At 54.9% G+C, this 13,763-nt stretch carries 13 protein-coding genes; 2 read left to right on the top strand and 11 right to left on the bottom strand.

Going from position 1 to position 13,763, the window contains the following annotated elements; translation table 11 throughout:
* Positions 1-93: 93 nt before the first annotated feature.
* From AB1L30_RS24620 to AB1L30_RS24580, 9 genes are all read right to left on the bottom strand, one after another.
* The gene (locus AB1L30_RS24620; RefSeq protein WP_367016954.1) at positions 94-1,620 is read right to left on the bottom strand and encodes a SpoVR family protein; all 1,527 of its coding nucleotides are present in this window, start codon (positions 1,618-1,620) and stop codon (positions 94-96) included.
* 29 nt (positions 1,621-1,649) lie between these two features.
* Entirely contained in the window at positions 1,650-1,853 is a 204-nt protein-coding gene (locus tag AB1L30_RS24615; RefSeq protein WP_345093669.1) for a hypothetical protein, read from the bottom strand.
* 25 nt (positions 1,854-1,878) lie between these two features.
* Positions 1,879-2,982 carry a DUF444 family protein gene (locus tag AB1L30_RS24610; protein ID WP_367016952.1) on the bottom strand — a complete coding sequence of 368 codons (1,104 nt, stop codon included), beginning with the start codon at positions 2,980-2,982 and terminating at the stop codon, positions 1,879-1,881.
* 369 nt (positions 2,983-3,351) lie between these two features.
* On the bottom strand, positions 3,352-5,406 hold the full coding sequence (locus AB1L30_RS24605; RefSeq protein ID WP_367016950.1) for a serine protein kinase: 2,055 nt from the start codon (positions 5,404-5,406) through the stop codon (positions 3,352-3,354).
* A gap of 626 nt (positions 5,407-6,032) precedes the next feature.
* Complete coding sequence (locus AB1L30_RS24600) at positions 6,033-6,557, bottom strand: hypothetical protein (RefSeq protein WP_367016948.1); 525 nt, start codon at positions 6,555-6,557, stop codon at positions 6,033-6,035.
* A 15-nt stretch (positions 6,558-6,572) separates the two neighbouring features.
* Positions 6,573-6,962, bottom strand: a complete 390-nt coding sequence (locus AB1L30_RS24595; protein ID WP_345093661.1) for a response regulator — start codon at positions 6,960-6,962, stop codon at positions 6,573-6,575.
* A gap of 265 nt (positions 6,963-7,227) precedes the next feature.
* A complete protein-coding gene (locus AB1L30_RS24590) occupies positions 7,228-7,779 on the bottom strand; it encodes a hypothetical protein (RefSeq protein ID WP_367016946.1) in 552 nt (183 codons plus the stop codon).
* A 40-nt stretch (positions 7,780-7,819) separates the two neighbouring features.
* Positions 7,820-8,581, bottom strand: coding sequence for a DUF1080 domain-containing protein (locus tag AB1L30_RS24585; RefSeq protein ID WP_367016944.1), 762 nt, complete (start codon positions 8,579-8,581; stop codon positions 7,820-7,822).
* Positions 8,582-8,624: 43 nt separating this feature from the next.
* Positions 8,625-9,479 (bottom strand): hypothetical protein, encoded by an 855-nt coding sequence (locus AB1L30_RS24580; RefSeq protein ID WP_367016942.1) that lies wholly within the window; start codon positions 9,477-9,479, stop codon positions 8,625-8,627.
* Positions 9,480-9,731: 252 nt separating this feature from the next.
* Between AB1L30_RS24580 and AB1L30_RS24575 the strand changes: the two genes are divergently transcribed.
* Complete coding sequence (locus AB1L30_RS24575) at positions 9,732-11,063, top strand: hypothetical protein (RefSeq protein ID WP_367016940.1); 1,332 nt, start codon at positions 9,732-9,734, stop codon at positions 11,061-11,063.
* A 79-nt stretch (positions 11,064-11,142) separates the two neighbouring features.
* Here AB1L30_RS24575 and AB1L30_RS24570 read toward each other — a convergent pair whose 3' ends face one another.
* Complete coding sequence (locus AB1L30_RS24570) at positions 11,143-11,832, bottom strand: DUF2461 domain-containing protein (protein ID WP_367016938.1); 690 nt, start codon at positions 11,830-11,832, stop codon at positions 11,143-11,145.
* Between the two features lie 89 nt (positions 11,833-11,921).
* Positions 11,922-12,917 carry an alpha/beta hydrolase gene (locus AB1L30_RS24565; protein WP_367016937.1) on the bottom strand — a complete coding sequence of 332 codons (996 nt, stop codon included), beginning with the start codon at positions 12,915-12,917 and terminating at the stop codon, positions 11,922-11,924.
* A gap of 235 nt (positions 12,918-13,152) precedes the next feature.
* On the opposite strand from AB1L30_RS24565, the gene AB1L30_RS24560 reads away from it, so the two are divergent.
* Positions 13,153-13,713, top strand: coding sequence for a dihydrofolate reductase family protein (locus tag AB1L30_RS24560; RefSeq protein ID WP_367016935.1), 561 nt, complete (start codon positions 13,153-13,155; stop codon positions 13,711-13,713).
* Positions 13,714-13,763: the final 50 nt, after the last annotated feature.

Below are 13,763 nucleotides of genomic sequence, written 5' to 3'. Positions count from 1 at the left end.
AAAAATGAATCGATGAATTTCGGTGTGTCGACTGATCCGTCACGCCTGGCATGACTGCGGGCCAACGGTCAGGCAGTTGTTGGTTTGGTGAAATCAGCTCTCGAGCTTGACGCATTCGTGATGGGTGCCGTCCCAACTGAGCATCACTTCCTGGTCGTCGAGAATCGTGTGGATATGCACCGGACGTTTCCACAGGTTGAACAAGTTGGTCAGCGTGTCGCGGGCATAGTCCATCTTCAATTCAACGCCATGATGGCGATGCGTCAGCAGCATCTCGCCCCGGTTCTTGTAGTTGCCATCGGAAACGAAGATCTCGGGACGCCCCATGTTCGTCAGGCTGAACAGAAGTTGCTGTTTGACCTTGGGGAACTCGCGACTTTCGATTTCGTAGTATTCGGTTGAGTCGTTGTAGCCAAACTGGAACATCTTATAACGACGGCAAAAGTCGAGCGTGAAGAACTCGTCGATGAAGGTCAGGTCGTTGTGGATTTGACGGACTTCAAAGATCTTGTCGCGACCGAGCCCGACATCAGTGTTCCAGTTTTGCCGCTGGACGTAGTCGTCGCAGTCGTCGTAATCCTGGCCGAAACAGCCTCGGTTCCAGCGATCTTCGATGTCGCGCAGAAGCTCGAGGCCGAGTTTGTACGGATTCAATCGGGTCGGGCTGCTGGCCAATGTTCCGGAAGTATGGTCGGCGTAGTTGATCACTTCCGAAGCATGCAGTCCGTGCCGGGTCATGATGGTCGAGTGCCAATAGGTCGCCCACCCTTCATTCATGATTTTGGTCTGGCCTTGGGGTGCGAAGTAATACGCTTCGTCCCGTAGCATCGACAAGACATCGAGCTGCCAAGGTCGCAGCGGGGCGTACTGCAGCAGGAACAGCATCACATCTTTGGTCGGCTCGTCCGGGACTGGAATGGCCCGGGCTGGTCGCGGCGTTTCGTCTTCGTCCGAATCCTTCTTGCGAGGATTGATGAAGTTGTCCATGTAACTCTTGGCGGGGAGGCGGAAGTCGCCTCCGTCGACCGCTTCGGTTGATTCCTCATCGGTATGAGCGCGAAACTTGTAGCGATCTTCCGAGCGGCTTCGCTGGATAAACGGCGAATGGATATCGATCAAATCTTCGATACTCAAACAGGCATCAATGAAATTCTCGACCTCTGAAACACCAAAGCGGTTCATGTAGCGTCGGATGCGGTTTCCATGGTTGGCCATCTGATCGATCATCTTGCGATCGGTCTGGCTGAACCACTGATTACATTTGAAAAAGTCACAGTGCCCATACACGTGCGCCATCACCAGTTTGTGATCGGCGAAATGATTGCTGGAAAGCAAATAGGCGTAGCAGGGATCGTTGTTGATGACGAGTTCATAGATCTTCTGCAGCCCATAGTGATAACCCTTGGAAAGGCGTTCGTACTCCATGCCGAATCGCCAATGGGGATATCGCGTCGGAAAACCGCCCATGGCCGCAATCGCGTTCAGTTGGTCGACGTCGACCAACTCGAAGATCGTGGGAAAGAAGTCCAAGCCGTAATCGAGCGCATGTTGCTCGATTTCGACCTGCACTTCGGCCAACTCTTCCGGCAAATTCGCGAAGCTTCGATGCGTAATGGGCATTCGGTTGTCCTCCGTGGGATGATGTCGACCTACTGATCGAGATCGCGAACCTCGAACTTGCTTTCCGAGAGCGAACTGATCACGTCCCATAAACGAGGGAGATCGCGACGCAATTGCTTTTTGGCAAAAACGATCGCTTCGGCCGCTGTCTGGCATACGACGGTGACCTGGTTATGGCCCACGCGAACCAGAAAACGGTGTGGCATTTCGGGATTCAAATCGGCTGTCGCCATAGGATGTTACCTTAGTAGGATGTCCTCACTTACCTTTTCCGAGAAATTGCTTGATGGAGCCATAGATCGCATCTTTGTCTTCAATGTGAGACAAGATCAGGGTGTCGTGGTTCTTGCCGAATTGGTTGACAAGCGATTTCATGTATTCGCCACTGCCATAGGGGCTTTCGACTTGACCGTAACAGAACAAGTTGCAGGCGGGGATCAACGACTCTTGCAGCATTCGCATGCAGGCCCGGTTGTCTTCTCCCCAGTTGTCACCGTCGGAGAATTGAAAGCAGTAAATGTTCCAGTCGGCCGACGGGAACTCTTTTTCCAGGATCTGTTGCACGATCTTGTAGGCCGAACTGATACGCGTGCCACCACTTTCGCGGGTATGGTAGAAGGTGTGTTCGTCCACTTCCTTCGCCCCGGCGTCGTGAATGACATAACGTCGTTCGACCCCTTTGTATTGGCTGCGTAGCCAGGTATCGATCCAGAATGCTTCGGTTCGGACGATCTCTTTCTGGTCGTCGGTCATCGAACCGGAAACATCCATCACATACACGATGGCGGCATTCGCCTCGGGCTGTGGCGTGCTCGTCCAACTGCGGTAGCGGGTATCGTCGCGAACCGGAACAATGACGGGATTCTGCGGGTTGTAAATGCCCGAGGCGATCTGACGTCGTAGGGCTTTTACATAGGTTCTCCGGAAATGCCGTAGCGATTCAGGACCGGTCGAGCGAATGCTGTCGTATTTGTTTTTCCACTGGTTGATATTGGAGTTGCCCTTCGGCTCGATCCGGGGCAGTTCCAGTTCGTCCCCCAGCATCGTCGCAAGTTCCTCGAGCGGTACGTCGACTTCCAGGATGTGACGACCTGCTTCGTTGCCTGCTTGTCCGGCACCGTCGCCGTCGTCTCCTTTGCCAACCGGATCGCCGACCTCGCCATCCCCTTGACCGACGCCCCCTTTGTTCTTTCCGTAGCGGAAATGAGGCACGTCGAGGCTGGGTACGGGGATACTGACCAGGTCCTTCCCCTTCCGGCCGATCATCTCGCCGTGGGTGATGTACTTACGAAGATTATCACGAATGCGTCCACGAACGATTTCGCGAAATCGGTGTACGTCGCGATCAATCTTCAAGCCCATAATGTTTCTCCTTAAGCACGAAGCGGGCGAAGTGAATAAACCAGGGAAAGGGACAATGGCAGCCTGGATGGCCGATACCGGGTGCCATGCGTTCGTCTTCGTGACCGACGATTGGATTGGGCGTTCGAAGAGATGCCGATCGAAACGCAAAGAACGAGAAGAGCTTGGGGGGAGTCAGACAGTGGAACCGAATCGGACCTGCGATAGGATCGCGAAAGTGCTTTCAACGGATTCATGACCATCCCTGGTACGCGATTGCTGGCAACTCTTGGTGTTCTTGCGCCTTCAATGGCTGGGTGTTCTCTTCGAATGCCTGCCAACGACGGACGTCGGCATGGCACCCGATGATTGCGAATTGATGGTGAATGCTTAGCCGGTCACATCTCCTCGTGCGAAGATGCTGGCGACGTAGCTGAGTACGTCCGTAGCGCTTTCATCGTCGTAACCATGGTCTCGGATGAGACGCTGTTTGACGACGTCGATCTTCTCTTGGGTCTCCTGGTCAATAACGCTCGACACGAGACTGGTGAGCTTGATCGAGTCCTTCTGATCTTCAAACAATTTCAGCTGAAGCGCCTTATAAAGACGTTCGTTCGTCTTATAGTCGAACTTCTTGCCGTCGATCGACAAGGCACCGATGTAGTTCATGATTTCGCGACGGAAATCATCTTTGCGGCTGTCGGGGATATCGATCTTTTCTTCGATCGACCGCATCAAGCGATCGTCCGGCTCTTCGTATTGGCCGGTGAACTTATTTTTGACGCGTTCCCGCTGGGTATAAGCTTTGACATTGTCGATGTAGTTCGCACACAGACGAGCCATCGCATCTTCGTCGGCGGCAATCGCACGTTGAACTTCGTTCTTGACGATGTTCTCGTACTCTTCCTTGACCACTTCGAGGAGCTGGCGATAGTGATCGCGTTGCTCTTCGCTGGTGATCAAGGAATGGTTGCCGAGTCCCGATTCGAGCTCGTTCAACACCATGAATGGGTTGATCGAAGTCGCATCGGGATGTGCGACCAGGGCATTGGAAATCTTGTCTTGCACATAGCGAGGCGAAATTCCCAACATCCCTTCTCGTTTGGTTTGCGATTTCAGTTCTTTGATGTTCTCTTCGGTAAAACCGGGTAGCGATTTGCCGTCGTACAACTTCAACTTCTGCAGAAGCGTCAGGCTGGCGTTCTTCGGTTCTTCCAGTCGCGTAAGCACAGCCCACATCGCAGCCATCTCGATGGTGTGCGGGGCGATGTGCTTGCCTTTGACTTTTTCGTTGTTGTAATCCTTCTCGTAAATCTTTACTTCGTTGGACAACCGCGTAACGTACGGCACGTCGATTTTCACCGTTCGGTCACGCAAGGCTTCCATGAACTCGTTGTTTTGCAGCCGGCGATATTCCGGCTCGTTCGTGTGACCGAGGATCACTTCGTCGATGTCGGTCTGGGCGAACTTCTTCGGCTTCACCTTGTGTTCCTGGCTGGCACCCAGCAGGTCGTACAGGAACGCCACATCGAGTTTCAAGACTTCGATGAACTCGATGATTCCGCGGTTAGCGACGTTGAATTCACCATCGAAGTTGAACGCGCGTGGATCGCTATCGGTGCCGTATTCGGCGATTTTGCGATAGTTGATGTCGCCAGTGAGTTCGGTCGAGTCTTGGTTCTTCTCGTCCTTCGGCTGGAACGTGCCGATGCCGATCCGATCCTTTTCACTGAGCAATACACGTCGTACGTGCACGTCCTGGACAACCTTGGACCAGTCTCCCCCATGCCGATTGAGGCTTTCCATGTACATGAAGCGACAGAACGGGCAGAGCTCGCCAGAGATGCTCAGCGGGTAATCTGCCAGGGCACTCGCTTCCTGGAACTGGGCGACGACATCGGGGCGGAATTCTTCCGGGAACAAGTGGAGCGGCTCTTCATTCATTGGACACCAATGAATGGCGGAGCTATCGCTGGGGTTCGCCGGATCGATCCAGCCGAGCGAGTACACGGCACCTTCATCGAGCGCGGAGTAGCGCTCTAAACCCTTCTTGAGCAGTCGGGCCATCGTGCTCTTACTGCTTCCGACCGGACCGTGAAGGAGCAAAACACGCTTCTCGATACCGTAACCGTGGGCGGCACTTTTCAAGGCATTGACGAGTTGGACCTGAGAATCTTCGAGCCCGAAGATTGCGTCTTTCCCGTTGTCGAGCGGATCGTCGAAGAACCGGTAATGAACTTTCTTCTCTCGGGAAACTTCGTAGGTGTCGACGCCGTAGGAGAGGATCATGTCGTAACACCGCTGGAACGCGTTGCGCGTGATCGCGGGGTTTTGCGCGACCAGGTCGAGGTATTCCTCGAAGGTGCCTTGCCAGTTCTTTTTGCGAAACTGTTCCAGGTTCTGGCGTTCTGCCAGGAATGAGACGATTTCTCGACCGCCGGCCATATGCTGATCCCTCCTGCGTTTCGGTACCGAGTCCCACTCGGTAGACCTGTGGTAGAACACAGTCCGCAGCCTAGATCGCGAGCCAATCCGGCTACGAAACTATTGGGGATGAGGCGTTGGCTTCTTGTATGACAAAACTTGCGAATTCTTCCAAGTCGTATCTTTCCAGCTTATGTTCTTTCGATTCGCGCAGGCGCACACAGCTCTAAGAAAACGGTGCAAGACGCCGAGCGCGATTGAGAAAGAACGTTCGCGGAAGAAAGATCAAAGGGGAAGATTTCGCATCGGATCGGCTACAAGATCGCTTGGCCTTCCCTCGTCTCAAAGTATCGACAGAAGGCACTCTGTAAGCAATAGAAAGATTGCGGGGAATCACCCGACTGTTCCGCCTGTGAAAAATAGTACGAGTTGTAACGTGGCAAGTTGTTTGGGTTTCGGTGTGAAGCAACGTTAATAATCGGGTCCCCGTATTTTTTCTAAAATCGAGAGGTTGCCACGGCTGGGAACTTTAATTTTGGTGCTAGTGAGCAGATTCTGTCCAGAAACGTCGGCATCCTATGCCTTAGGGCAACACGGCTGACTTCCCGCGAAATCGCGCGGCGAAAATGCTTGTTGAAAGCAGGGAATTACGGTGCAAAGTACCGGATCGAGCTTTCGCGGCGATGCCCTTTCAGACCGAGCGATTCAGCAACTTCCACAATTCGCTTCCAGTGATCGGCCTGCAGATTGGCTTCTGCTTCCCCTGGCAAAGGGATCCCGTAATCGATGGTGGCCCTAGGGGGAGAAAGAGCAGGGCAAAGCCATTGGTACTCGCGGATTCGTCGTCCGTCTCGATAGAGTACGAAGTGATAAGAATCGTCGATGTCGCCCAGAAAACAGGTGAACAGATCGTATTGCTGCGCTAGCCGGCCGATCGTTCGATGCGTGGCCGGCCGATTCCAAAGGGTGTAGCCCCAATCGTCAGCCAGCATCATCCAGCCATCGACAGAAGAGATGGCGGCACTTTGGCACTCGTGACTCACCGAGGCTTTCCGCTTGTAGTTGCGGACCTCGAACAACGCCAGAAAATCGGCGTCAGAGTATTCGCCCGCACAGCGGACGTAGATGAAAAATGGAGCGAACAAGACATCGGCCTCGAAGATCCGCTCCACTGTTCCGTTAAACCTTTAGCCGATCAGTTTGGCCACGGCACCCAGCAAGCGATCCATGGCGAATGGCTTGCGGATGTAGTCATCAACCCCGAGCATTTCGGCGTAAGCCTTGTGACGGTTTCCTTCATTGCCGGTAACCATGATGATCTTGGTAGGTACCTTGTTCGTTTGACGCAGCTTCTCCAGAACCAAGAAGCCACTTCGTTTCGGCATCATCATGTCGAGAACGATCAAATCGGGATCGTCCCGTTCGGCAAGGGCCAGGCCTTGATTGCCGTCTCGAGCGACCAGCACGCGGTAACCTTTCGCTTCCAGGGCGAATCGCATGGTTTCGACAATCTCGGTATCGTCGTCCACCAGCAGAATGGTCTTGTCCTCGGCCGTCTTGGCTTCCTGTTCGCTCATGCGCGCGGCTGCTTTGTGATGTGAGAGTTGTCGAGGGGGTTAAATCGTTCAACGGTAATTTAATACAACTACTCGATTTATCGCCCAGTCGCAACGGTGGGCGAGCGATTTATGCCCCTCCTTTTATTGTGGATAAGTTTCCCTAACTGGTAGCTTCTACCTAGAAGGTAGGGAGGCCAGGAAGAACATCCGGTCCTTCCGTGCCTGGTTCTGATGACAGGCCTTGGCACCGTCACCGATGTGAATTCGTCGCATCCGGTCGTCTTTATTCACGACGGTCGATAATCAGCGGGCGAGGAGACTGGATCGTCGAAGCATCGACGACTTCTTCGAGCGAAATCAGACCCCCGTCGTGATCGCTGATTTTTACTTTTCGCCAAACTTTTGGTAGCTCTTCCTCGGGGATCGCGCGGATCGCGTCGATGACATCGATAATCGAAAGGCCGTACTTCGCGCGGACTTCCTCTTTCAATTGGAAGTGCAGCGACTCTTTCATGTGGACTTCCGGCAGTGGCGGAATGGGGGTCGTCATTTCCTCGCAACTGAAGACCATGCCGCTACGAGCCGTCGGTGCTTCCCGGGCGATCGCCGCTTCCACTTCCGTAAGTGGCTGCTGGAAATAGACAGTTCCTTTGCCATCTTTGATGACGGCCAGTTCCATCTCCGGAAAGTGAATGTTGACGTACTCCGCCAGGTCTTCTGCCGTCGAACCTTCCCAGGCGACCTTCATTTCGACGTGCGGCTGTTGGCAGCCGAGGACGCCCAGCAGGCATGCCAACAACATCCATCCCTTGGTACCTGGTCCGATTGAAAACATGGCGTTCCTATCGTTATGAAAGTTGTGCGAACAGCCGGCGCTACGAGCCTTCCACCAGCACGGCCTTGTCGTCCAGCGGCTTGACCCAGACATTGCGGAACTGGACCGCATTGTCGTGATCTTGCAGGAAGACCGGGCCGACCGAGGTCTGCTTTTGCTTTTCCCAGATCGATTTCAAATAATCGGTCGTCTTGTAGCGATAAGGGTGATAATTCGAACGAGGTTCGTCGACTTCGGTTTCATCTTGAACCAGTTGCCCGTTGAGCCACGCCGAGATCTTACCCTTTTCGACGATCTTGCCCGACTCGTCACGGCGTGGTGCTCGATAGCGGATGTCATACACTTGCCACTCGCCAGGGGCCTTGCCGGCGTTGACCTTTGCTGGAGCAAAGCCGTAGACCGCTCCGATGTCTCCCTGGTCGAGCTTTTCTTTGCCGGTCGAATTGATGACCTGCAATTCATAGTTGCCATGGATATAGATGCCACTGTTGCCAGAGCCTTTCGGCGGCAATTTAAACTCGGCATGAATGTCCGCATCGCGAAAGTGAAGTTTCGAGACGATATGGTTCGATCGACTCTGACCGCGGGTCGAAGTCACCACACCATCTTCCAGGGGCCAGTCGATCGCGCCGCCTGACTTGCTGAGGAATTCGTTCGTTTCAGGGCCCAACAAAACAGTGGCACCTTCCGGCGGAGGCGTCGGCAGGCTCGACTGATCGGGATGAAAGTCTTCCGCCAGCAGAAGACTCGTCAGAAAGAGCAGCAGGGCAGGGGCAATAAACCAAGGGGCGATGCGAGGCATAAGGTGTTCTCGAACTAGGGGCATATTTGCGAAGGGGGGGGCGTTACTTTTCGATGTCGGTGCCTTCCGGCACTTCGATCTTGGTGAAGAAGTCATTGCTTTTGTTGCGTTCGACGCGAAGCTGGTCGACTTCGTAGTAGGCCTTGTTGAGCCAGTGGGGGCGTGGTTCGTAGGTGAACTCGGTGAAGACAGCCTGCTTGGGGAACAGGGCATCCGCGCCGGGGAACTTTTGATAGGTCACGTCGAGTTGCCAGGCCACGCGTGGCGCGATCTCGTCGCTGAAGACAAGATGCTGACGCTGCGTTAGCAGAAAACGATTGGCCTTGGTGAACGTAAACTCGTCGGTCGTCCCAGAGCCACTGTAATCGCGGGTCACCTTCAAGGTGAAGCTCTCCAACTCGCCATCTTTCTCTTCGGTTGTCGCGGTCAGCTTGCCGCCGTTGGCGATCGTTTCCAGCGTTTCGCCGCAGTCTTGAAACCCGAAATCGCGAGGATCGAACGGGCGTTCGTATTCTGGTCGCACTCCTTGGGTCACGATCAACCGTTTCTCCGGCCTCTTGTAAACCTGCCAGACGTTGTCGTGAAAGGCGAACGCGTGCCAGATCTCGTCGTCTTTCAGGTACGTGTTCACTCGCAGGCTATCGCCATCGAGCAAGAATTTTTGCAGCTTGCGTCCCTGACGTTCTTCGACTTCTTCATTGGAAGGAGGGCCACCGGTGAGGACGCTCAGTGGTGGGTGCGTTTCACGAATGTTCGTGGTGCCGAACAGTCGCGGCAGTTTGCTGTAATTCTCTTGCTTCGCTGCGATCGCCTTCTTTTGCAGTTGAACCGGACTTTCGCTTTGAGCCAGCACCGACGATGCCACCGTGAAGCAGGCCAACGCCAACAAGGCTGTCATTCGGCTAATTGCCGGCGAGGAGGGTAGGGAGGTGCAGCGAATCATGACGGTACCTGTCGCAGGACGGAGGAGGGAATAGCAGGAATGTCATCAGGCAAGTTCCCTATCGTAGCAGGCTCGAAAACGGGAATCGACGACAGACACCGAGAAAAACGAAACGGAACGAATTGGGCCAGACTGGAATTCGGTTCCGCGATCAGTCACACTAGAGCGAACCCACCTCCCATCATCCTTCCCCCTTAGGAACCCTCCATGCGTTCGCTCTTGCTGTTGTTGCTGATTTCGTCGTCGGTAATGGCCCAACAAGCCGAGAACCCGTACAGCGATCCTGTCCCGATTGCCGCCCCTTATTATCGCGTGCGATACGAAGCCTCGACCGACGAAGGGGGGCTGATCTACCCGGTGAATTACACGCTCTGGCTGCCCGAAGGGGTAAAGACCTTGCGCGGCGTGATCGTGCATCAGCATGGCTGTGGCGTCGGTTCGTGCCGATCAGGGCAGACCGGGGCCTTCGACCTGCACTGGCAAGCGTTGGCGAAGAAGCATGGCTGTGCGTTAGTTTCGCCCGTTTACGAACAGCCAGAGACCGCCGATTGTCAGAAGTGGTGTGATCCACGCAATGGCTCGTCGGCCGCCTTCCAGCAAGGCTTGAAAGATCTGGCCAAGCAGACGGGCCACCCGGAACTGGCAACGGTGCCTTGGGCGATCTGGGGACATAGCGGCGGTGGTCACTGGTCCGGTGGCATGTTGCTGATGCACCCGGAACGGGTCGCCGCGGCCTGGCTGCGATCAGGCGTGCCGATGGTCGTCGAGAAAGAAGGGCGTCCGTCGCCACACGAAATCTCAGAAGCAGCCGCAAGTGTTCCGGCGATGTGCAATCTGGGCACGAAGGAAGGCTTCACGGTCAAAGAAGGACGCTTCACCGGAGTTTGGTCCGGAGTCAACACGTTTGCCACGAAGATGCGTGAGAAAGGTGCCCTGATTTCGATTTCGGTCGATCCGCTCACCAGCCACGAATGTGGCAATCAGCGTTACCTGGCGATTCCATGGCTGGATGCCTGTTTGACGCTGCGACTGCCAGAGGAAGTTGGTCAGCCGCTGGTTTCGATTGAAGAAGCGGATGGCCTGCTGACTTCGTTCCCAGAACCAGACGTAGCTGTGGCCGAGCCGGTTGCCGCTGAGAAGTTCGACGGCGACAAGACCAAGTCAATCTGGTTCCCCAATCAGGCGATCGCCAGCAGTTGGGTTCAATACATGCACGACTCGAAGGTCACCGACAGCACGCCTCCACCAGCTCCGACTTCGTTGGAGGTGCAAGGCAACACGTTGACCTGGAAGGCAGAAGCTGACCTGGAGAGTGGCCTGGCTCCATTCACGATCTTGCGCGATGGCAAAGCGATCGCCCAGGTCCCTGCGAAGTCGAAGAATCCTTTCGGTCGCCCCCTATTCCAGGGACTGCAGTACAGCGATACGCCAGTTCAGCCACTGGTCGAGATGACCTTCGTCGACGAGACCGCGGAAGCTGGAAAACAGTACGACTATCAGGTCGTTTCCGAGAACACCGTCGGCTTGAAGTCGAACTAAATGCCAAGCCGGCAATGTTGCCAGGAGAGGTTGGGCGGTGCCATAAGATGCCTGCCCAACCGATTTCTTAGGGGGAAGTTTAACGAAACGCTCCCCCTTCGCCGACTGCTTCCAGGCCGAACAGCAGGAAGTCGACGGTCGCTTTGTGCAGCGCCAGCAACTGCTTGACGATCGTTCCATCCAGCCACACTTTTCGCGTTTGTGGCTGGGTTACGACGAGTGACCGCATCTTCAGAAAATCGACATGCTCGTGATCGGCATACTCGGCGTAGCCACGCGGCATCGACTTCAGCGGTTCGATCTCGGCGAACTCGAGGCCGGCCTTCTTGATCTTGCGGATCACTTTCCGAAATTCGACGGCGTCTGCGATGATGCGATCGCGGAACTGGTTCAGCACCTTCGTTTCAAGGCGGTAGAAGCCAGAGCCAATGAAGCCGCCATCCGCGCCCAGGTGCGCGTACATCAGGGCGGTGTCTTCCTTCTTGTTGCCCGAAGGCGTCAACAGGCCGCTGACATGTTCTTTGTAAGGACGCTTGTCGTTCGAGAACCGGACGTCGCGGTACAGCCGGAACATCGTTTGCTTGCTGCCCACCATCGGCCGCTTGGCGTTCTTCAGCTTATCGGTCACGACATCCAGCATCTTCGCAAAAGGATCTTGCAGCAACGTCCGGATTTCTCCTTTGTGCTCGTGATACCATTCGCGATTGTTGTTGTCGTGAAGTTCTTCGAGAATTTGAAACGAGCGATCGGTGAAACCGAAGGTCGACATGAAACAGGTCCTCAAAGGCGAACGGACGAGACGACGAAAGCCTCAGGATAGTCGCTCTTCCCAGCGAGGCTCAAGCAGACGTGTTGCGACTATTTCAGGCCCATCTCGAACGCTTCACGAAAGAGATCGAAACTCTCGATCTGCGGCAGATGCCCCAGGCCCGAAAGCTCGATGACTTCGATATCGGGATTGCGAGCTTTCACTTGAGCTCCGAGCAGGTCGTAACGTCCCAGTTCGTGCTCGACCCCTTCCCGCATCCAGTTTCGGCCAGGACCGGTTCGATCGCGGGTACCTATGATCAATGTGACCGGAACCTGAAAGTCCTTGAACTCCTCGATCACCGGTTGCGTGAAGATCATGTCGTAGGTAAGCGCGTTGACATACGCGATATCGTTCCAGTCGGGGCCTTGGACCCAGCCCACCAATGGTACGGTCAGCGCTTCGTAGTCATCATTCCATTGGCCGTCGTAATAGTTCTTTTTCTGGTACGCGACGATTTTTTCCGGACTTTGTTTTAGTTCGTTCTGATAGAAGAAATCGACGTCCTTGTACTGGACATATTGGAGATAGTTCTCCAAGCCAATCGGATTGACCAGGATCAGTTTCTCGGTCGCGTCGGGGTAAAGCAGGGCGAACCGCGAGGCGAGCATGCCGCCCATCGAGTGCCCCACCACGATGGTCTTGTCGATCTTCAACGAGTCGAGCAGGCCTTTCGTGTTGTGGGCGAACGCTGGAAAGCTGTACTGGTAAGCCTTGGCTTTGGTCGACTTGCCGAAGCCGATCTGATCGGGCATCAGCACGCCATAGCCGAGCGACTGCAGCAGGTGGGCAGTCGTTTTCCAGTAGGCTCCGTTGAAGTTTTTGCCGTGCAGCAGCGTGACCACAGGTTTGTCATCTTCCTTCGGGGGAAGGTACATGTAAGCCATTTCGAGATCTTGCTCCTGCGAACGGAACTTGTAGGTTTCGACTGGGAAGGGGTAGTCGTAGCCGCTCAGACGCGCGTCGAACGACAGTTCTCCTTCCTGGGCGAAGGCCAATGAAGACGACATGAAAACTAAGGCGAGCAAACCAAGACCGCGAATCATAAAAACCCTTCTCCCTGGACTTTGTGTGGGGCAACACGCTACTGAAGTCTATGCTGCGGGATTGTAGCGAGAGACCTTTCCGGGCCAATCCCGCCATGTTGGGGCGAGGCGGCCATGGGGTCGTCATAAAAAAGTCGGTTGGATGGTTTTATTTGATTGGCTCGACTATGCTTCTCCTCGCACGCCAGCTTTGACGATTCCAAACATCCCTGTTCCTGCAGGATTAAAGCGATTTATGCGTCCCCTTAAATATGGCATCAACATCACCTTGGACGGATGCTGCGACCATCTGGCCGCTTCCACCAACGCAGAACTGCATACCTATTGGACCAACCGCATGGCCGAGGCCGATGGCCTCCTGTTTGGCCGTATCATCTATCAAATGATGGAGTCTGCTTGGCGAGAACCGGCCGAGACTGGCATCCGTCCTGACTGGATGGAAGATTGGATGTCGTCGTTTGCCCGAACGATTCATGTGACCAAGAAGTATGTCGTTTCGTCGACCCTCAAGAAGGTCGATTGGAACGCCGAACTCATCGAGGGCGACCTGGGCGAAGCGGTGACCCGGCTTAAGCAGCAGCCTGGCACTGGGCTGTTCGTTGGAGGCGTGACGCTTCCGCTCGCATTAGCGAAGCTCGGATTGATCGATGAATATGAGTTCGTCGTTCATCCGGTAGTGGCCGGCCGTGGCCCGACCTTGTTCGCCGGGCTGCCGCAGCCAATCCCCATGAAGCTGGTCAGCCGTCACGAGTTCAGCACCGGGGCCGTTGCCATGCGGTACGTACCGATCCGCTAGAGACGGATGTCGAAACAAAAAAACGCCCTGGGAAAGTTCCCAGGGCGTTT

This window comes from Bremerella sp. JC817 (genome assembly GCF_040718835.1).
GTDB lineage: Bacteria > Planctomycetota > Planctomycetia > Pirellulales > Pirellulaceae > Bremerella.
Note: the sequence above shows the minus strand (reverse complement) of the source record. Positions and strands in the feature narration are given on the sequence as shown.

Coding starts and splice junctions, on each gene's coding strand:
- AB1L30_RS24620 (WP_367016954.1), bottom strand. CDS start 1,620: ATGCCCATTACGCATCGAAGCTTCGCGAATTTGCCGGAAGAGTTGGCC.
- AB1L30_RS24615 (WP_345093669.1), bottom strand. CDS start 1,853: ATGGCGACAGCCGATTTGAATCCCGAAATGCCACACCGTTTTCTGGTT.
- AB1L30_RS24610 (WP_367016952.1), bottom strand. CDS start 2,982: ATGGGCTTGAAGATTGATCGCGACGTACACCGATTTCGCGAAATCGTT.
- AB1L30_RS24605 (WP_367016950.1), bottom strand. CDS start 5,406: ATGGCCGGCGGTCGAGAAATCGTCTCATTCCTGGCAGAACGCCAGAAC.
- AB1L30_RS24595 (WP_345093661.1), bottom strand. CDS start 6,962: ATGAGCGAACAGGAAGCCAAGACGGCCGAGGACAAGACCATTCTGCTG.
- AB1L30_RS24590 (WP_367016946.1), bottom strand. CDS start 7,779: ATGTTTTCAATCGGACCAGGTACCAAGGGATGGATGTTGTTGGCATGC.
- AB1L30_RS24585 (WP_367016944.1), bottom strand. CDS start 8,581: ATGCCTCGCATCGCCCCTTGGTTTATTGCCCCTGCCCTGCTGCTCTTT.
- AB1L30_RS24580 (WP_367016942.1), bottom strand. CDS start 9,479: ATGACAGCCTTGTTGGCGTTGGCCTGCTTCACGGTGGCATCGTCGGTG.
- AB1L30_RS24575 (WP_367016940.1), top strand. CDS start 9,732: ATGCGTTCGCTCTTGCTGTTGTTGCTGATTTCGTCGTCGGTAATGGCC.
- AB1L30_RS24570 (WP_367016938.1), bottom strand. CDS start 11,832: ATGTCGACCTTCGGTTTCACCGATCGCTCGTTTCAAATTCTCGAAGAA.
- AB1L30_RS24565 (WP_367016937.1), bottom strand. CDS start 12,917: ATGATTCGCGGTCTTGGTTTGCTCGCCTTAGTTTTCATGTCGTCTTCA.
- AB1L30_RS24560 (WP_367016935.1), top strand. CDS start 13,153: ATGCGTCCCCTTAAATATGGCATCAACATCACCTTGGACGGATGCTGC.